Here is a 19,272-nt window from a genome sequence, read left to right as displayed (position 1 = left end):
AAAATCCAAATTCCAATAATAAAAAGAAATCCCAAAATCTAAATTAGAATTTGGGATTTTTTATATTGAAATTTAAATCGAATTAGATTTTATATCTTTTTCTATCTGTTTCACTTAAATAAATCTTTCTTAAACGTAAAGATTTTGGAGTAACTTCAACATACTCATCTTTTTGGATGTACTCTAAAGCTTCTTCTAAAGAGAATTTGATAGCTGGAATAATTCTAGCTTTATCATCAGCTCCAGAAGAACGTACGTTAGAAAGTTTTTTCGTTTTAGTAACGTTAACAGTCATATCGTCGCTACGAGTGTTTTCTCCAATTACTTGTCCTTCGTAGATATCCTCGTTAGGATCAACGAAGAATTTTCCACGGTCTTGTAATTTATCGATAGAGTAAGGAATTGCTTTTCCGTTTTCCATAGAGATTAAAGAACCGTTGTTACGTCCAGGAATTTCTCCTTTGTATGGTTCGTACCCGATGAAACGGTGTGCCATAATAGCTTCACCAGCAGTAGCAGTAAGTAATTGATTTCTTAATCCGATAATTCCACGAGATGGAATATTGAATTTAATAATCATACGCTCACCTTTACCTTCCATAGAAAGCATTTCACCTTTACGGATAGTTACGAATTCAACCGCTCTACCTGAAAGGTTTTCTGGCAAGTCGATAGTTAATTCCTCAATTGGCTCACATTTAACACCATCAACTTCTTTGATGATAACTTGTGGCTGACCAATTTGAAGCTCGTACCCTTCTCTTCTCATTGTTTCGATAAGAACAGATAAGTGAAGTACACCACGACCAAAAACCATGAATTTATCAGCAGAATCAGTTTCTCCAACTTTCATCGCTAAATTTTTCTCCAACTCTTTTGTTAATCTTTCACGGATGTGACGAGAAGTAACAAATTTACCTTCTTTACCAAAGAAAGGAGAATCGTTAATTGTAAATAACATACTCATTGTTGGCTCATCGATAGCGATAGTCTGTAAAGCTTCTGGATTTTCAAAATCAGCAATTGTGTCACCAATTTCAAAACCTTCAACACCTACAACAGCACAAATATCTCCAGCAATAACTTCTTCTACTTTTCTACGGCCTAAACCTTCAAAAGTGTGTAATTCTTTAATTCTAGATTTGATGATTTTCCCATCTCTTTTTACTAAAGAAATTGGCATTCCTTCTTTTAAAGTTCCTCTTTCAAGACGTCCGATAGCGATACGACCTGTAAATGAAGAGAAATCTAAAGATGTAATTAACATTTGAGGAGTACCTTCAGAAACTTTAGGAGCTGGTACATTAGCAATAACCATGTCTAATAAAGGTTCAATGTTTTGAGTTTGAACTTTCCAGTCTTCAGACATCCAGTTATTTTTAGCAGAACCGTAAACCGCTGGGAAATCCAATTGCTCTTCAGTAGCACCCAATTCAAACATTAAATCAAAAACTTTCTCGTGAACTTCTTCTGGAGTACAGTTTTCTTTATCAACTTTATTAATAACTACGCATGGTTTTAAACCTAAGTCAATAGCTTTTTGTAACACGAAACGAGTTTGTGGCATTGGCCCTTCAAAAGCATCCACTAGCAAACATACACCATCGGCCATGTTCAATACACGTTCTACTTCACCTCCAAAATCCGCGTGGCCAGGAGTATCAATAATATTGATTTTTGTTCCTTTGTATTGAACTGATACGTTTTTAGAAGTAATTGTAATACCTCTCTCACGCTCTAAATCGTTATTATCAAGGATTAAATCACCTGTGTTTTCGTTTTCACGAAATAACTGACAGTGATACATAATTTTATCAACCAAAGTGGTTTTACCGTGATCGACGTGGGCAATAATTGCAATGTTTCTAATAGATTCCATCTGTGATTTTTAATGGGCGCAAAGGTACACTTTATTTTGATAAAAAAAACGTTTCTATTATAGTTTACGTATATACAATCAATTAGTTAATATAAATCACCAAAATATAGCCTTTAAATTGACATTAACATATGTTTAGTTATAGTTAATTTAACTATATTTGGAGTAATGAAAAGTAAAACTCTCCAAATTACTCTTATTTACACCATCATAACGATAATTATGGCAATTATTTGTCATCAATTACTAACAACCTACTTTTCTCTTACTCAATACCCAACTTTATCTCTCATAAAGGACATTTTAATCATTTTAATAACCGGAGTAGTTTTTAGTTTTATCCTTTCAAAAAATGAAAAAAAGAATATTACGATTTTTGAGAAGTTAAACAAGACTAATGAAGAAATAAAGGAATCCAATGAAAAGTATGACATTGTAGCAAAAGCAACAAGTGATACCATTTGGGACTGGAAAATCCAAGAAGACAGCATAAATTGGAACAAAGGAATAGAAAGCGTTTTTGGATACAATCCTGAAGAAGTTGGCAAAACCTCTAAGTGGTGGTTTGACAAAATACATCCTGAAGATAGCATCCGAATGTCTATCAAATTATACTCTTTCATTGAACAAAAAACTCAAAATTGGCAGGATCAATATCGTTTTAGATGTGCAGATGGAACTTATAAATATGTTCTCGACAGAGGATTTCTATTAAAAGATGAAAAAGGAAGAGCCATCAGAATGATTGGAGCTATTCAAGACATTACCAAACAAAAAGAAGAAGAACAGCGTTTAAAACTTCTAGAAACAGTAATTACCCAATCTAAAGACTCTATTTTAATAACCGAAGCTAATTCGCCAGACGGCAAGATACCAAGAATAGTGTATGTCAATCCTGCTTTTTCTCAAATGTCTGGCTATCTATCTAATGAAATAATCGGAAAATCACCTAATATTTTTAAAGGGCCAAAATCCGATTCAGATGAATTGAAGAAATTATTAAAAGCCATAAAAAACGAAGAGGAATGCCTGATTGAAACTATTACTTACACCAAAAACAATGAGGAATACTGGGTGCGTTTCTCTATGATTCCAATTTTCAATAATGAAGAAATAATCACTCACTGGATTTCTATACAACGAGATATTACTGAGGAAAAAAAATTAGAAACAGAAAAAGAACATCTTATTCGAGAACTTACACAAAACAACAAAGATTTAAAACAGTTCTCTTACATTACTTCTCATAATCTTAGAGCTCCATTATCTAATCTTATCGGTCTTTTAAACCTAACAGAAGATATTCCGATAGAAAATGAAGAACTACAAGAAATTTTAGCCGGTTTTACAAAATCTACGCATTTACTTAACGAAACTATTAATGATTTAGTAAAAGTAATTATCATTAAAGACAACCCTTCGATGCAAAAAGAAGTGGTTTCATTAAAAGAGGTTTTTGAAAATGTGTTCAGCCAATTATCTTTCCAAATTGAACTGCACAAACCAATTATCAAACTTAAGTTTGACAAACTACCACAGCTAACCACAAACAAAGCTTACATAGAAAGTATTTTACTTAATCTGCTCACCAATTCAATAAAATACAAATCTGAAAATAGAAAACTAAAAATAGCGATAACCGCCGAACAGATAGACAACAAAGCAGTACTAACCTTTAAAGACAACGGAATTGGAATTGATCTAGAAAGAAACCGAGATAAAGTTTTCGGGCTATATCAAAGATTCCACAATTACCCAGACAGTAAAGGATTAGGTCTTTATCTTGTCAAATCACAGGTAGAAACAATGGGAGGAGTAATTGCTATAGATAGTGAAGTTAACAAAGGCACCACATTTACAATAACATTTAAAAACTAATTATTATGCTTGAGCAGATTTTATGCATTGACGATGATCCAATCACATTAATGCTATGCAAAAAAGTAATTTCAAAATCTTCATTTTCACATGAAATTATTACAGCTCAAAACGGTGAAGAAGCACTCCATCATTTCAACACCTTAAAATACACTAATGACAAAAACAGAAGAAAACCCGAGCTTATTTTCTTAGATTTAAATATGCCTATTATGGGTGGCTGGGAATTTTTAGATCATTTTACTTCTTCTGCTTACAACGAATTTAACGCTGCTCCTGTAATTGTCTTATCATCGACTATTGATCCTGAAGATCTTGCCAAAGCAAAAAAATACCCAATCATAATTGATTTTCTTTCAAAACCAATCACGCAGCAGATGCTAGAGTATCTTAAAAAGAAAATAAATCTTTAAACAAAAAAATCAATATTTTAAAACCCAAATTCAGACTTAGTATTAAACCATCGTTTTTTATTTGATTTTAAAATATTGACCGATAACATATAAACAAAAAAAGTCCTCTAAAAGAGGACTTTTATATTTTTAGCAAATTGCTTTTAATTACAATTTAGCAACGTGTTTCGTTAATTTAGACTTCAAGTTAGAAGCTTTATTATCGTGAATGATGTTCTTTTTAGCTAATTTATCAATCATAGAGATCACAGTTGATAATTTAGCAGCAGCATCAGACTTATCAGTAGCTAATCTTAATGCTTTAATAGCATTACGAGTAGTTTTGTGTTGGTATCTGTTAAGAACTCTTTTCTTTTCGTTACTTCTGATTCTTTTTAATGCTGACTTATGATTTGCCATTTTCTTTAATTTTAGATGTAATAATTATTATAAATACTAGTTAAAAAAGAAAAACCTCCCACAATTATAAAAACAATCACTTTGGTTTTAACTAATAAAACAAAAACCGAGACACCAATTTTTGTTTTACAAAACTTATTTACAACTAATTTTGTAGTCCGTAGGGGAATCGAACCCCTGTTACCAGGATGAAAACCTGGCGTCCTAACCCCTAGACGAACGGACCTAAATTCTCCTAAGTTGGAAACTTTTCAATATGTATATAACTTGTAGTCCGTGGGGGAATCGAACCCCCCTTACCAGGATGAAAACCTGGCGTCCTAACCGATAGACGAACGGACCGTGCTTCTCTAATGCGGATGCAAAGATACATCTATTTTTTAGTTGCACAATAGCTGATGCTATTTTTTTTATCTTTTTTTAATAAGCCTTTGCAAAAAGCACTCTTTTAGAAGAAGGATTACCAGTAAACACACAGCTTCCCGCCTCTTCAACAGCATCCAAAGGGATACAACGAATCGTCGCTTTTGTCAAATCTTTTATTTTTTCTTCAGTCGCTGCGGTACCATCCCAATGAGCTGAAATAAAACCACCTTTTCCTTCTAAAATTTCTTTAAATTCCTCAAAACTATTTACTTCCGTAATATGTGTATTACGATAATTCAAAGCTCTATCAAATAAATCTTTTTGAATCTGTTCTAAAAGATTATTAACGTGATCAACAATATTTTCATTTGAAACGACTTCTTTCGACAAATTATCGCGTCTTGCCACTTCAAAAGTTCCATTTTCTAAATCTTTTGGACCAACAGCAATTCTAACCGGAACACCTTTTAATTCCCATTCAGCAAATTTAAATCCTGGCTTTTGAGTTGTTCTATCGTCATATTTCACAGAAATCTTCAGCTTTCTCAATTTAGCAGTCAACTCATTAACCGCAGCTGTGATTTCAGCCAATTGCTCATCCGTTTTATGAATAGGAACAATAACAACTTGAATTGGCGCTAAATTCGGAGGAAGAACCAACCCTTGATCATCTGAATGCGTCATAATAAGAGCTCCCATCAAACGAGTTGAAACTCCCCAAGAAGTTCCCCAAACATGTTCTTGCTTTCCTTCTGCATTAGCAAACTTAACATCAAAAGCTTTTGCAAAATTCTGACCTAAGAAGTGAGATGTCCCAGCTTGCAACGCTTTTCCATCTTGCATTAATGCCTCAATACAATATGTTTCATCCGCACCTGCAAAACGCTCTGTTTCTGTTTTAATACCTTTTACAACAGGAATAGCCATGAAGTTTTCAGCAAAATCCGCATAAACATTCATCATTTTTTCAGATTCCTCAATTGCTTCTGCTTTTGTAGCGTGAGCAGTATGCCCTTCTTGCCATAAAAACTCGGCCGTTCTTAAGAATAAACGCGTACGCATTTCCCAACGAACTACATTGGCCCATTGGTTAATTAATAAAGGTAAATCTCTATAAGACTGCACCCATCCTTTATATGTAGACCAAATAATTGCCTCACTAGTTGGACGAACGATAAGCTCTTCTTCCAATTTAGCATTTGGATCAACCATTAATTTCCCCGGTCTTTCCTCATCATTCTTTAATCTATAATGTGTCACAACAGCACATTCTTTCGCAAATCCTTCAGCATTAGTTTCCTCAGCCTCAAACATACTTTTGGGTACAAACAAAGGAAAGTACGCATTTTGATGTCCAGTCTCCTTGAACATACGATCTAATTCAGCTTGCATTTTTTCCCAAATAGCATATCCGTACGGCTTAATCACCATACATCCTCTAACTCCTGAATTTTCAGCTAGATCTGCTTTTACAACCAGCTCGTTATACCATTTCGAATAATCTTCTGATCTTGTAGTAAGGTTCTTACTCATATTATATAGTTTGGCACAAATTTTGTTTTAAATAATTTTAACTAAATAGTTTGACAAAACTAACTATTTTTGTAATGTGCAACAATAAAAAACACCACAGATATGAAAACTAACATTTCTATTCGCCAAAACTCTAATCATTTTTACTTAATTGGATTATTGAGTTTATTGCTTACGTCGTGTGGTTCTTACCAAAATTCATCTTATCATGACAATGATGGTGTTTATGGTAACTCATCAAACAACTATGTGCAAGCTACTTCTAATGGCACAAACAATCAATACAAAGAATACTTTAAATCTTTGCAAGACGACAATCAGCCAACTGAAATTTTTACAGACGTTGATAATTACACTAACTACGCAGAAAATGACAGTACTCAAACTGCATCTGTAGGCTACCCTGCTTGGGGAAGCAGCAGTTCTGACGTTTCTGTAAATGTATATTCAGATCCAATGTGGTCATTCGGATTCGGAATGGGTTACCCATACTATGGATGGGGATACGGAGGTTATTATGGCTGGGGATACCCAGGAGGCTACTGGGGAGGTGGCTGGGGTTATCCAGGTTATTGGGGACCAGGTTGGGGCTGGGGCTACCCAGGATACTGGGGTGGCGGTTATTACGGCTACAACAACTATAACTACACTTACGGAAGAAGAGGTTCTGCCGCATATTATGGAGGAAGAAACTACGCTTCTGACAGATCAGGCTATATGTCAAGTAGAGGCTATGCTACTAATAGAAACTACTCTAGCAGAAACTACACTACTAACAGAAGTAGCTATACAACAAATAGAAATTACACAACCAACAGATCTAGTAACGGCTATACAGATTTCAGAAGAACTTCTACAGTAAACGGAAGAACATCAAGTCCTACCTTTACAAACAGAAGATCTAGCACAAACGGATCTGATTACAGCAACAGCACTTATAGCAACAGAAGATCTTACAACAATAATAGTAGCGGAACTACAAACAGAAGTTACACACCTAGCAGCAACAGCAACTCATCTAGAAGCTATAGCCCTAGCCCATCACGTTCAATGAACAATAGTGGCGGCGGAAGCATGAGATCGTCTGGCGGCGGCGGAGGCGGCGGAATGAGATCTGGCGGTGGCGGTGGAGGAAGAAGATAATTTTTTTCTCAAAACAATTTCAAACTAAAACTTATCAAAATGAAAAAAATATTATTCCTATTTATAACAGGACTAACTGTCAGCGCGTCATATTCTCAAGAAGTTTCAGATGCTTTACGCTATGCACAGGACAATCTAACTGGAACTGCTCGATATAGAGCAATGAGCGGTGCTTTTGGTGCAGTTGGTGGAGATTTATCCGCTTTAAGTGTGAATCCTGCAGGTTCAGCAATTTTCAACACGAACCAAGTTGGAGTATCTTTCAGCAATCAGAATATTAAAAACAATTCTAATTATTTTGGCACTCAAACTTCTGATAAAGAAAACTCATTTATCTTAAACCAAGCTGGAGGTGTTTTTGTTTTTAAGGATCATAATCCTAAAAATGGATGGAACAAAATTGCTATTGGAGCAATGTATGAGAATACAAACAATTTCAACAACAATATTTTTTCTGCAGGAACAAATCCAACGAATTCAGTTGATGGTTATTTCTTATCTTTTGCAAATGGAATTCCATTAGGAAATATAACAAACAACCCTTACGAAGATTTAACTTATAGAGAGCAACAAGCATTTTTTGGTTACGAAGGTTATGTAATTAATCCTGTCGCAAACAATAACAACAACACAGCTTACACCTCTAATGTACCAGCTGGAGGAAACTATTATCAAGAAAATGAGATTTACTCTAGAGGCTACAATAGCAAAGCAAGTTTTAATATTTCAACTTCCTACAAAGACAGACTTTATTTTGGTGCCAATTTAAACGTCCACGTAACTGATTATAGAAGAACTTCAAGTTTTTATGAGGACAACATAAACCCTTTAGAAACTTACGATACAGTTTCGAATTTGCGTTTTAACAATGAATTATACACTTACGGAAACGGGTTTTCTTTCCAATTGGGAGCAATAGGAAAAGTAACAGAGGCTCTTAGAGTTGGTTTATCTTACGAATCAAACACTTGGTACACACTATATGACGAAGTTACACAAAGCTTATTTACTACAACTGAAAATAGCGCAGGTGATTCATTTGACAATCGTGTAAATCCAAATGTTGTAAATGTATATGACTCTTACACTTTACAAACACCAGACAAGTGGACTCTTAGCGCAGCTTACGTTTTTGGGAAATCAGGTTTAATCAGTATTGATTATTCTACAAAAAATTACGGAAACAGTAAATTCAAACCTACTAACGATGCTGGTTTCAGAGGAGTTAATGCTGACATAAGCAATGACTTAAAAAGAAATGACGAACTTAGAATTGGTGCAGAATACAAAATCAAACAATTAAGCTTAAGAGGCGGATATCGTTTTGAAGGAAGTCCGTACGAAAACAGAAGAACAATAGGAGACCTTAATAGTTTTTCTGGTGGTTTAGGATATGATTTTGGAGGAACAAAATTAGATTTAGCTTATTCTTACGCTCATAGAAAATCAAATCAAGGATTTTTCTCAACAGGTTTTACAGACGGCGCAAACATTAATTCCAAATTGAACAATGTAACGCTTACCTTATTATTCGCATTGTAATTAAAATTAAATAGATTTATGGAAATTTCCGTCAGGTTTTTATCTGGCGGATTTTTTTTAAACCATTATGAAAGCTTTTTCAACGCATTAACTTCATAAAAAACAGCTAAAACAACTTTAAAACTAGTGCTGTTTGAATAAAAAAAGTGTAATTTTGCACTCCAATTTATAAAAGTATGAGAACCAAGTCTTTAAAAAAGAACAAAATTAACGTAATCACTCTTGGGTGTTCAAAAAATGTTTATGATAGTGAAGTCCTTATGGGACAGCTGCGCGCTAATGGAAAAGAAGTTGAACATGAAGCTCCTGCAGAAAAAGAAGGAAACATTATTGTAATCAATACTTGTGGTTTTATTGATAATGCTAAAGCAGAATCAGTAAACATGATTTTGGAATACGCTGATAAAAAAGACAGAGGAATTGTTGATAAAGTTTTCGTTACAGGATGTTTATCTGAACGTTATAGACCCGATTTAGAAAAAGAAATTCCGAACGTAGATCAATATTTCGGAACTACAGAATTACCTCAGTTATTAAAAGCTCTTGGAGCAGATTATAAACATGAATTACTTGGAGAACGTTTAACAACAACTCCAAAAAATTACGCTTACTTAAAAATTGCTGAAGGTTGCGACAGACCTTGTAGTTTCTGTGCAATTCCTTTGATGAGAGGTTCTCACGTTTCTCAGCCAATTGAAAAATTAGTTAAAGAAGCTCAAGGTTTAGCTAAAAACGGTGTAAAAGAATTAATCTTAATTGCTCAAGACTTAACTTATTACGGACTTGATCTTTATAAAAAAAGAAACCTTGCTGAACTTTTAGAAGAATTAGCAAAAGTTGAAGGTATCGAATGGATTCGTCTTCACTATGCCTACCCTACTGGTTTCCCAATGGATGTTTTAGAATTAATGAAACGCGAGCCAAAAATTTGCAATTACATTGATATTCCATTACAGCATATTTCAGATTCTATTTTGAAATCAATGCGTCGTGGAACTACTCAGGCCAAAACAACTCAATTATTAAAAGACTTCCGTGCTGCAGTTCCTGGAATGGCAATTAGAACAACTCTTATTGTTGGTTATCCTGGCGAAACTCAAGAAGATTTTGAAATTTTGAAAGATTTTGTTCAGGAAATGAAATTTGACAGAATGGGTTGTTTTGCTTATTCTCATGAAGAAAACACTCATGCTTATTTACTAGAAGACAATGTTCCAGATGATGTAAAACAAGCAAGAGCTAATGAAATTATGGAATTGCAATCTCAGATTTCTTGGGACTTAAATCAGGAAAAAGTTGGTAAAGTATTTAGATGTATTATTGACAGAAAAGAAGGTGCACATTTTGTTGGTAGAACTGAATTTGACAGTCCAGATGTCGACAATGAAGTTTTAATAGATGCCTCTAAACATTATGTAAAAACTGGAGAATTTGTTAATATCAAGATAATAGAAGCAACAGAATTTGATTTATACGGAGAACCTGCTTAAATTTACACTGAACAATTCTTAATTAAGATAAAAATACTTTTATGAAACCAACTCAAACTTTATTTATTTTAGTTTTTAGCTTATTCTGTTTTACTGCTTCTGCACAGTATGGTGGAGGCTACAACAATGGCTATGGTGGTTACGGAAACGGCTACGGAAGAGGTGGCGGAATGGGAATGGACAGAAGTATGATGGGAGGACAACAGCAAGGAACTCCAAGCAAACCAAAGGAAACTCCTCCAGAAGAAACTGCAGCTATAGTGGTTGAACAAATGAAACCTCAAGTAAATCTTGACGAATTGCAAGCAATTGCAATTACAAATGTTTTAGCAGAAAGCATCAGAGAACAAGGTATTTTACTGAAAAACGAAAGTAGCAGCCAAGATCAAAAAATTGAGCAAATAAAAGCTTTAAGAGAAAATACAGATAAAAAAATTACAGCATTCTTAAATCCAGACCAAGTTGAGAAATACAAAACTTTTATGGACACTTTGAAAGAGGTTAAGAAAACTAAATCTAAAAAGAAAAAAGACAAAGATTCTAAAGATACTAAAGAAGTAAAAGAAAATACAGATACGAAAATCTCTGAATAATCGTTTAAACTTATAAAACAACGAATTATGACAAAAAAGCTTTTTTGTTATCTGATTTTAGCTGCTATAATCAGTTCCTGCTCTACTAATCCGTATAAAAGTACGGAAAAGGCTTATGACCAGCAGTTAAAGACTTTAGAAAACCAAATTACAAGTAAAGAAGCAAAACCAATTCCAGCTACAACAGTTGTTATTGATACTTCTTATGCGCAACAATTGAAGATTGTAAAAGATACTTTATCTAAAACAAATTCAACTTATTTGCAAAACGGGATTAATACCGAATGGATTGGCACGGTAAATTTTAATTTAAGAAAACCAAGCTTCGTTATTATTCATCATACTGCTCAAGATTCTCTTCAACAGACAATTAATACTTTTACAAAAACGAAGACACAAGTTAGCGCCCATTACATTATTTCAGAAAATGGAAAAGTGGTACAAATGCTTAATGACTATCTAAGAGCGTGGCATGCTGGAAATTCTACTTGGGGAAAAACAACCGATCTAAATTCTTGTTCTATCGGAATTGAATTGGACAATAATGGTTTTAAACCTTTTACAGAAGCACAAATTAGCAGTTTAGTAGCTTTACTAACTAAATTAAAAAAGGATTACAACATTCCGACGCAAAACTTTTTAGGTCATGCTGACATCGCTCCAGGAAGAAAACAAGATCCAAGTGCTTTATTTCCTTGGAAAACACTTGCCGAAAAAGGATTCGGAATTTGGCCAGATGAAGTTCTAGAGCCAGCACCATTTGATTTTAAAATCGAACCAGCGCTTAGGATCATTGGCTACAATACCAAAAATTTAACAGCCGCAATTCAAGCTTTTAAACTGCATTATATTCAAACAGATGCAACATCTGTTTTAGACAGAAAAACAATCGATACGATTTATTCTATTTACAAAAAACAGGTTCAATAAATAATAATTTGAATTCAAAATATGCAACGCATTTCTAAATTAGAAATGCGTTTTTTTTTATTATCAAAAGAAGCTATCATATACAGAATTAGACGCACTGCGGTGCGTCTCCAAAAGTGAACTATATCGGTTAAATTATATTAGAATAACCTCTTTTCCAAAACTAACTTCAATGCACTAAAAAGAATATCAAAGTAAACCTTATACAGTTTTACATCAGTTTAAAGTAAGAATCCAATACTTCATCATAACCAAATTAGTTTATAACTGCAATCTTAATTCTTAATTCTTAATTCTTAATTCTTAATTCTTAATTCTTAATTCTTAATTCTTAATTCTTAATTCTTAATTCAAGCAAAATAAAAAAGCTGCCAAAACATTAGTATGTTTCGACAGCTCCAAAAAAAAAAAAAAATATCAATCTTTATCTCTAGAAAGAGTATGTTGTAGCAATTAATCCGTAGAAGCTTCCTCCTGTTGGCATCACATCTTTATCTAAAAAGATATCTTCTGATGCAGCGTCGTATCTTAACTCTGGGATGATTGTTAGTTTTCCAACTTTAAAGTTCAAAGAAACTGTATTTGCAAAAACACTTGATCCAGCTAATGTTCCAAGACTTGGAGCAGCATCTTTTGCATCAAAATATTCCATTCTGTACGCTAAAAGAAGAGATGGGCTGAAAGAGTAGTTTGCATATCCTACGATAGAAAACCATTCTCCATCTAAAGCGCTATCAAAATCGTTAGTTGTTTTAGCATATGTTGCATTTAAACCAAGTGCAAAACTATCGCTGATGGTTTTAGAAGCAGTTAAATCAAACTGTGTTTTGTTTTCATCTGAAACTGGAATTATACTTCCTGGAATTGGGTTAGTACTTCCTGTTGTAAAATTCAAGTAAGCACTTCCTGTTTCTCCAATATATCCCACTTGTCCGATAAATGTTTTTTGGTAAGATCCCGCATCCATAGCTGATTTAAAATCTGTTGGATTTGTAAGTCCTAACATAGCAGTAAATTTACCAGAAGTATATTGTGCTTTCAAACCAGTATTAAAGAATGGTCCGTAAGAGAAAGCATAAGACATACTATAGTTTTTATTATCTACAGCATCTAGTACCTCATATCCGATATGAGTTCCGAAACTACCTGCTACAAATTTAAATTCGTCAGTCACGTTATATGTAAAATATAACTGTTTAATTAAAAATTTTGCACTTGCATCTTTATCCGGTGTTTCATTATATGAAAACTCTGCAGCTCTTTTTCCGAAACCTAAATCTACAAAAACAGATGCTTTTCCGAAAGTATGCCCTGCTTCAATAGATGCCATTCCTAATTCAAATGAATTCTGAGAGTTGGTAAAGCTCGTTAATCCATTCATTTGTTTTGAAAAATCATATTTATAATACGCATCGGCAGAACCTCCCCAAGTGGTTGCAGGTGGAGCAGCAGCTTCATCTTCTTGGGCAAAGGCAAAAGAACTTGTTAACATGGCGGTTAAAATGTAAAATGCTTTTTTCATGTTTTAAATTGGTTTTTAGTTATTAAATTGATTCTGGTTAGTTAATCTTTTATATATCTATGTAATAGTATAAGTCATTTCTAAAAACTTTCAGCGCCTCAAATCATCATCATTTTCATTAGCGAATTTATTAACTTTTGTATCATCAGAATAATTCAAAACTACTTTTTTGACGTTTTAAGCGAAGAATTACGGATTACAAAAATTAATCTTCCAATAATCGTTATTTGATATTTATCGATAATTGTTTTTGAAAATTCAATAACAAAATTTTAAGAGTTTTTACAAAATAAAGAGGGTTAAAAGTAAATTTTACTACAAAAACAGGACACAAATAATCAAAAAACAGATTAAAAAACATACTACCCCCAAAAAAATAGGGGGTAAATACAAATTAAAATAAAAAAAGCAAAAACACAGAATAACCTAATTAAGGAATATAGACTAAAAACCCATTAAAAAAAATTCTTACAAAATATAACTCTCAAATTACTACAATTTGTGATCTAAATGAAGTGGTTTTAATTGACCTAAAAATGCTTTTTTAAAAGAATAAAAAAAGCCCGCTCATAAACGAACGGGCTTTTTAATGCTAAAAAAATATCTTTATTTATTCCTTATTATACTTGCGTAGAAATTCACGCACTTTAATGCCCGAATCTTTTAAGTCTTCATTTTTCCATTTTCCTTCAGAATTGGCTGATTTTTTCAAAATAGAACAAGTTTCATCTTTATCTGAAACTGACCATGTAATCCAGCTCAGTTTTTTAGATTCCATCCAATCAATATAATCCTGCCAAGCTTTATAATCTAAAGGTCCGTCACCAGAAGCTTCCATCCCAGCCGATTCTGATATAAAAACAGGCAAACCTCTTTTTATGGCTTCATCTGTTCTATCTCTTAAATATTTTCCGTGAGTTGCTGCATAAAAATGCATTGTATACATTATATTAGTATAACCTACTATAGGATCTTCGGCTGGACGATCAATATCCTGATCCCAATGCGGGCAGCCAACCAATATAATGTTGTTAGGATCGTTCTTTCGAATAACCTTTATTATTTCTTCTGCGTATGCTTTTACTTCTCCCCAAGTTTCATAATCAGGTTCATTAAATACCTCATATATAATATTAGGATACTTAGCGTACTTTTTTGATACCTCATCAAAAAACTGCTTGGCTTCTTTTAGATTGATATTATGGCTGTGCCAATCTATTATTACATAAATATCTGATTTTATAGCTCCCTTTACGACAGCCTCTACTTTTTCTTTAGAAAATTCTGGATCTTTTATATAAGAATGATCTCCAAGCTCAATTCCCATTGCGGCACGAACTACATTACAATTAAAATCTTTTTTCAGCCAACTTACCGCTTTTTCGTTATAAAATCTTGGCCACAAGCTATGCCATCCAAAACTTAATCCGCGAAGTACTATTGGGTTATTATTTTTATCTACCAATTGCGTGCCTTGAACACTCAGTGGCCCGTGCTTTTTTACAAACTGCGCTTTAGAAACATTTACAATCATTAAAAGAGAAAAAGCGACATGCCAAACTTTTGATTTCATAATGATAGTTTTTAAGGAATTAGTTTTAATGTTATAACATCGTGTGAAGCAATTTCGGCAGTAAAAGCTTTTTTAGTATTTCCTGCTTCTTTATTTTTCCAAAGATCTTTTATTTTATAAGTTGCTTTAGCAAAATCTGCTTCATATCCGAAATCAGCATCTTTAATACTGTTTTTCTTCCAATCAAAATTGATTTTTTTAGCACTTTCGGTTCTATTTATAAAACTTACTGCCCACGCTCCATCTGAAAGCGGTTTAACCCAAACCTCTACTCCATCTAAAATAATATATTTAAATCCTTGAACTCCTAATTTATCCTGATTTACAGCTAGCAGTTCTTTATTTGTCAAAATCGCTAATGTTTCTTTTGACATTTTTCTATAATCGTTTCCTGTGAACAATGGCGAAGAAAGCATACACCACATAGCAAAATGGGTTTTATCTTCGGTATCATTCATTTCATTTCCAACTTCCATCATATCAAAATCGTTCCAATGATCTGGACCTGAATATTTACGGATGTCTTTTCTCATATCAGCAATTTTCATAAATCCCCATGAAGACCAATTTTCAGGGTGTTTGAACTCGCAATCAAAACATGGATAAATATCTCCCGAAATTCTCCAAAGATTTCCAATAGGTTTTCCCCATTCCCAAGGCTGATTATCTCCCCATTCGCAAAGACTAAAAACGATTGGTCTTCCAGCAGTTTTAAGCGCATTGCTCATAGTTGCATACGCTTCCTTTGCAGTAATTCCTTCTGTATTACACCAATCATATTTTAGAAAATCGATTCCGAGTTTTGCATAAAATCTTGCATCCTGATATTCATAGCCACGCGTTCCAGGATAACCTGCACAGGTTTTTGTTCCGGCGCAATTGTACAATCCGAATTTTAAACCTTTATTATGAACATAATCGATAAGAGCTTTCATTCCGCTTGGAAATTTCTCAGGATCTGGCACCAAATCACCATTTGCGTCGCGTTCGTGCGTCATCCAACCATCATCTAATACAATATAATTGTAACCAGCAGCCGCCAAACCTGAAGAAACCATTATATCTGCAGTTTCTTTTACCAATTTTTCATCAATATTAGTTGCAAAGGTATTCCAAGAATTCCAGCCCATTGGAGGTGTCATGGCGAGACCTTCAAATTTTCCGGCTTGCTGTTTATGTGTATTTCCTTGGCTAAAACTTAAACTAGACAAACTTAAAGCGAGCAACAAAGCGATTTTTTTCATTTTATAAAAACTTAAATTATTATAAAAAGATGTTCCCTAATTTCTCAACTAGGGAACATCTCACAAACTAACTCAAAACAGAATCTTATTTTAATACAAATCCTAGATCATCAAACAGTACGACGTTACCGCCATCATTATTTGATTCTTGGAAAGTAATCATACTTAAAGTTGTAGGATTTCCTAATTTATCAAATGGAATTTCCATATAAACCCATGTTGTTGTTACAGGAATTACATAATTAGCTCCTCCATTCATACTGAAATTTACTTGACCATTTTTAGCTCCTTTTACTGCAATCCTGAAAGCCTTGTATTTAGACAAATCAATATTAAAGCCCCAGTTTCCGCCATCCCAAGCACTGAAAGTCCATTGCCAAGATTTTTCACCTTGATAAGAATCTCCATCAAAATCAAAATTTACACCTTTTCCTGCCCAAGGTCCACCCCATTGCATTCCATACAATTTATCATCATATAAAGCTGTACCAATTGCTTCTTTTGAAACTGCAGTACCTGAAATATTAGTTACAGCAAGATTTCTATAATCAGCATTTGCTGGAATTTTCACTACAATCTGTTCTAAAGTTGAAGAAACAATTGTAACTGGAACTTCTGGCAACGTTGCTGTTTTTGCAAGTGTTACAACCGGATTTAAGAAATATTTACCTTTAATAATTACCTCATCGCCTGCCGCACAGTTGATATAATTAAATCCTGAGAAAGTAGGAACTGGAGGTGCAACCGTAAATGGCATTGTCACAGTTCCATTTTTTGTAACTATTTTTAACTCATTTGAAGCATTTGCATAAGGCGTATTTTCATCAATTAAAACAACAATATCTGTATCTGTAACAAATGTTGGTCTGAAATAAGTATCGTAATCATTAAAGTAGATTTTTTCTGTAGTTAAGAAACCTTTTCCATGAATGATATAATAGTTTTTAGGATCACCAACAGTTACAGGAGTTGAAGGAAACATATTTCCATTCTCATCATAACCTGAACGCACAACACTTTCTATAACAGGCGCACCTGAATATGCATCGGCACTATCATCATTGGAGCATGAAGTAAAAAACATTAAAGAAAGCATTAATGACATGCACGCTGCTAACGAAACAATTTTTATATTTTTCATATTTATATTTTTAAAAATTATTTAAAAGTATACGGTGCTACTTCTTTTAATTTTGGATTTTTAATTAAATCATCAGCTGGATAAGGCAATAATAAGTTTGTTGCAGATATCGTGATGTGTCTCTCATTTTCTTTATCTCCTCTATTTTGAGCTTCTAAAATTGCTTTAGCTTGAGCGAAAGGAAGACGACCTAAATCAAAATAATAATCTCCTTCGCAAGCCAATTCTGCACGTCTTTCTTTGAAAATATCATTGAAAGAAATTGATGCTTTTTCAGATAAACCAGCTCTTTTACGAACTGCATTGAACGATTTTAGAGCACCAGCATCTGTTGTACTTCCTGATTGAGATCCTAAAGTAGCTTCTGCATGAATTAATAGCAATTCCGCATAACGCATCATATAGCTATTCATACTGCTTTCTCCATTAAAAGGCGCATTAAAGGGCCCAGTTATTGGAAGATTTTCTTTTCCGATTACATATTTTTTAAGACCAGCTCCAGAATTTTGCGCTTCATTTGCCAATTCAAAAGTGTACCCTAAAAGCTTCGGAGAATCTACTGCCAATGTTTGTGCGTAAGTTAAATTTGGATAGTAATCTCCTGGAAGCATAAAAGTTTCAATTCTTCTTCTATCTCCATTTTCAAAAACATTATGAATTAAATCTTGAGAAGGCGCAATCTGCCCAGAATAAGTAGTTTCTACTAATCTGTTTTCTGGCGCAAATAAAGTATTCGAAAAATTTCCTTCAAAATAAGTTCCAGCACCTGTCCATTGCCAAGAAAAAATAGATTCTTCGTTGTTATTATTTTTTTGAAGCCATAAATCTGCGAATGATTTTGTTGGCAGCTCTTCTCCTCCCAACAATTTAAACTCTCCACTATTGATTACTTCTTGTGCCATCGCTTTCGCTAAATCATATTTCTTCTGATATAGATAAACTTTTGCAAGAAATGCTTTTGCAGATCCACTTGATACGTGTGCGTTTGAAGCGTAATCAGAACCTCTATTCTTTTGTCTCAAATTTGCAATTGCATATTTCAAGTCGTTTTCTATGAATTTATAAACGTCTTCGACAGGATTACTTGGAATTACAAAATTTTTAGAATAATCTGCATTGTTTTCAATAATTGGCACATTTCCCCATAATCTTACTAAGAAGAAATAAGAGAAAGCTCTAATAAAATGTGCTTCTCCCAAAGCATTATTCAAAGCTTCTTTACTAACATTTGGACCAACACTTTGCGGAAGATTACTAATGTAAGCGTTAGAATTTGCAATTGCTCCAAAACATGATCTCCATGCGTCAGAAATAAAAGCTTGAGAATTTGTAAAACTCAAATCGGTAAACTTACCAAAGTCATTGTATTGGCTTGCGTACATATTGCCAGAAATTACATCTGTAATACCATAAAAAGCCGATTTATTCATATTAAACCAAACGATACCGTACAATCCGTTTGCCGCATTATCCAATTTCGTATCCGAATCGTAATAATTACCAACAGTTGGTGCTCCTTCGGCTGGAACATCAAGGAAATCTTGAGAACAAGAAGAAGACATTAACATTAATAATGTCATAAAAACTGCACTGCTTCTTTGTATTATTTTTTTCATCTTTAATTCG

General features: G+C 33.6%; 15 protein-coding genes and 2 tRNA genes. 7 read left to right on the top strand and 10 right to left on the bottom strand.

Translation table 11 applies throughout. The features are described from left to right. Nucleotides 1–82 precede the first annotated feature (82 nt). On the bottom strand, nt 83–1,879 hold the full coding sequence (typA, locus tag HNP35_RS07540; RefSeq protein WP_184159973.1) for a translational GTPase TypA: 1,797 nt from the start codon (nt 1,877–1,879) through the stop codon (nt 83–85). Between the two features lie 168 nt (nt 1,880–2,047). Between typA and HNP35_RS07535 the strand changes: the two genes are divergently transcribed. After that, complete coding sequence (locus HNP35_RS07535) at nt 2,048–3,757, top strand: PAS domain-containing sensor histidine kinase (protein ID WP_184159971.1); 1,710 nt, start codon at nt 2,048–2,050, stop codon at nt 3,755–3,757. A gap of 5 nt (nt 3,758–3,762) precedes the next feature. After that, a complete protein-coding gene (locus tag HNP35_RS07530; RefSeq protein WP_184159969.1) occupies nt 3,763–4,170 on the top strand; it encodes a response regulator in 408 nt (135 codons plus the stop codon). A gap of 147 nt (nt 4,171–4,317) precedes the next feature. Here HNP35_RS07530 and rpsT read toward each other — a convergent pair whose 3' ends face one another. The 4 genes from rpsT to proS all read right to left on the bottom strand — a co-directional run bounded on the left by rpsT (nt 4,318) and on the right by proS (nt 6,468). Beyond that, a complete protein-coding gene (rpsT, locus tag HNP35_RS07525) occupies nt 4,318–4,569 on the bottom strand; it encodes a 30S ribosomal protein S20 (RefSeq protein ID WP_091492106.1) in 252 nt (83 codons plus the stop codon). Between the two features lie 154 nt (nt 4,570–4,723). After that, nucleotides 4,724–4,795 (bottom strand) — tRNA-Glu (locus HNP35_RS07520). A gap of 44 nt (nt 4,796–4,839) precedes the next feature. Beyond that, a tRNA-Glu gene (locus HNP35_RS07515) sits at nt 4,840–4,911 on the bottom strand. Nucleotides 4,912–4,989: 78 nt separating this feature from the next. Then, on the bottom strand, nt 4,990–6,468 hold the full coding sequence (gene proS / locus HNP35_RS07510; RefSeq protein WP_184159967.1) for a proline--tRNA ligase: 1,479 nt from the start codon (nt 6,466–6,468) through the stop codon (nt 4,990–4,992). A gap of 102 nt (nt 6,469–6,570) precedes the next feature. Between proS and HNP35_RS07505 the strand changes: the two genes are divergently transcribed. The 5 genes from HNP35_RS07505 to HNP35_RS07485 all read left to right on the top strand — a co-directional run bounded on the left by HNP35_RS07505 (nt 6,571) and on the right by HNP35_RS07485 (nt 12,166). Next, nucleotides 6,571–7,611, top strand: a complete 1,041-nt coding sequence (locus HNP35_RS07505) for a hypothetical protein (protein ID WP_184159965.1) — start codon at nt 6,571–6,573, stop codon at nt 7,609–7,611. Between the two features lie 39 nt (nt 7,612–7,650). Beyond that, nucleotides 7,651–9,153 (top strand): OmpP1/FadL family transporter, encoded by a 1,503-nt coding sequence (locus HNP35_RS07500; RefSeq protein WP_184159963.1) that lies wholly within the window; start codon nt 7,651–7,653, stop codon nt 9,151–9,153. Nucleotides 9,154–9,329: 176 nt separating this feature from the next. Further along, nucleotides 9,330–10,643 carry a 30S ribosomal protein S12 methylthiotransferase RimO gene (gene rimO, locus HNP35_RS07495; protein ID WP_144218453.1) on the top strand — a complete coding sequence of 438 codons (1,314 nt, stop codon included), beginning with the start codon at nt 9,330–9,332 and terminating at the stop codon, nt 10,641–10,643. Nucleotides 10,644–10,684: 41 nt separating this feature from the next. Further along, nucleotides 10,685–11,236 (top strand): hypothetical protein, encoded by a 552-nt coding sequence (locus HNP35_RS07490; RefSeq protein WP_184159962.1) that lies wholly within the window; start codon nt 10,685–10,687, stop codon nt 11,234–11,236. Nucleotides 11,237–11,263: 27 nt separating this feature from the next. Continuing rightward, nucleotides 11,264–12,166 carry an N-acetylmuramoyl-L-alanine amidase gene (locus tag HNP35_RS07485; RefSeq protein ID WP_184159960.1) on the top strand — a complete coding sequence of 301 codons (903 nt, stop codon included), beginning with the start codon at nt 11,264–11,266 and terminating at the stop codon, nt 12,164–12,166. Between the two features lie 430 nt (nt 12,167–12,596). On the opposite strand, the gene HNP35_RS07480 is transcribed toward HNP35_RS07485, so the two are convergent. The 5 genes from HNP35_RS07480 to HNP35_RS07460 all read right to left on the bottom strand — a co-directional run bounded on the left by HNP35_RS07480 (nt 12,597) and on the right by HNP35_RS07460 (nt 19,262). Further along, complete coding sequence (locus HNP35_RS07480; RefSeq protein WP_184159957.1) at nt 12,597–13,688, bottom strand: outer membrane beta-barrel protein; 1,092 nt, start codon at nt 13,686–13,688, stop codon at nt 12,597–12,599. A gap of 610 nt (nt 13,689–14,298) precedes the next feature. Next, a complete protein-coding gene (locus HNP35_RS07475) occupies nt 14,299–15,261 on the bottom strand; it encodes a glycoside hydrolase family 5 protein (protein ID WP_184159955.1) in 963 nt (320 codons plus the stop codon). An 11-nt stretch (nt 15,262–15,272) separates the two neighbouring features. Next, nucleotides 15,273–16,505: a glycoside hydrolase family 27 protein gene (locus tag HNP35_RS07470; protein ID WP_184159953.1), complete on the bottom strand. Its 1,233-nt coding sequence runs from the start codon at nt 16,503–16,505 to the stop codon at nt 15,273–15,275. A gap of 85 nt (nt 16,506–16,590) precedes the next feature. Next, nucleotides 16,591–17,646, bottom strand: a complete 1,056-nt coding sequence (locus HNP35_RS07465) for a hypothetical protein (RefSeq protein ID WP_184159951.1) — start codon at nt 17,644–17,646, stop codon at nt 16,591–16,593. A 17-nt stretch (nt 17,647–17,663) separates the two neighbouring features. Then, nucleotides 17,664–19,262, bottom strand: a complete 1,599-nt coding sequence (locus tag HNP35_RS07460; RefSeq protein WP_184159949.1) for a RagB/SusD family nutrient uptake outer membrane protein — start codon at nt 19,260–19,262, stop codon at nt 17,664–17,666. Nucleotides 19,263–19,272 lie beyond the last annotated feature (10 nt).

This window comes from Flavobacterium notoginsengisoli (assembly GCF_014207905.1).
Lineage (GTDB): Bacteria > Bacteroidota > Bacteroidia > Flavobacteriales > Flavobacteriaceae > Flavobacterium > Flavobacterium notoginsengisoli_A.
Note: the sequence above shows the minus strand (reverse complement) of the source record. Positions and strands in the feature narration are given on the sequence as shown.

Excerpts from the sequence above, each read along its gene's own strand:
- HNP35_RS07505 (WP_184159965.1), top strand. The coding sequence starts at position 6,571 with ATGAAAACTAACATTTCTATTCGCCAAAACTCTAATCATTTTTACTTA.
- rpsT (WP_091492106.1), bottom strand. The coding sequence starts at position 4,569 with ATGGCAAATCATAAGTCAGCATTAAAAAGAATCAGAAGTAACGAAAAG.
- rimO (WP_144218453.1), top strand. The coding sequence starts at position 9,330 with ATGAGAACCAAGTCTTTAAAAAAGAACAAAATTAACGTAATCACTCTT.
- HNP35_RS07500 (WP_184159963.1), top strand. The coding sequence starts at position 7,651 with ATGAAAAAAATATTATTCCTATTTATAACAGGACTAACTGTCAGCGCG.
- HNP35_RS07490 (WP_184159962.1), top strand. The coding sequence starts at position 10,685 with ATGAAACCAACTCAAACTTTATTTATTTTAGTTTTTAGCTTATTCTGT.
- HNP35_RS07475 (WP_184159955.1), bottom strand. The coding sequence starts at position 15,261 with ATGAAATCAAAAGTTTGGCATGTCGCTTTTTCTCTTTTAATGATTGTA.
- typA (WP_184159973.1), bottom strand. The coding sequence starts at position 1,879 with ATGGAATCTATTAGAAACATTGCAATTATTGCCCACGTCGATCACGGT.
- HNP35_RS07530 (WP_184159969.1), top strand. The coding sequence starts at position 3,763 with ATGCTTGAGCAGATTTTATGCATTGACGATGATCCAATCACATTAATG.
- HNP35_RS07480 (WP_184159957.1), bottom strand. The coding sequence starts at position 13,688 with ATGAAAAAAGCATTTTACATTTTAACCGCCATGTTAACAAGTTCTTTT.
- proS (WP_184159967.1), bottom strand. The coding sequence starts at position 6,468 with ATGAGTAAGAACCTTACTACAAGATCAGAAGATTATTCGAAATGGTAT.
- HNP35_RS07465 (WP_184159951.1), bottom strand. The coding sequence starts at position 17,646 with ATGAAAAATATAAAAATTGTTTCGTTAGCAGCGTGCATGTCATTAATG.
- HNP35_RS07470 (WP_184159953.1), bottom strand. The coding sequence starts at position 16,505 with ATGAAAAAAATCGCTTTGTTGCTCGCTTTAAGTTTGTCTAGTTTAAGT.
- HNP35_RS07460 (WP_184159949.1), bottom strand. The coding sequence starts at position 19,262 with ATGAAAAAAATAATACAAAGAAGCAGTGCAGTTTTTATGACATTATTA.
- HNP35_RS07535 (WP_184159971.1), top strand. The coding sequence starts at position 2,048 with ATGAAAAGTAAAACTCTCCAAATTACTCTTATTTACACCATCATAACG.
- HNP35_RS07485 (WP_184159960.1), top strand. The coding sequence starts at position 11,264 with ATGACAAAAAAGCTTTTTTGTTATCTGATTTTAGCTGCTATAATCAGT.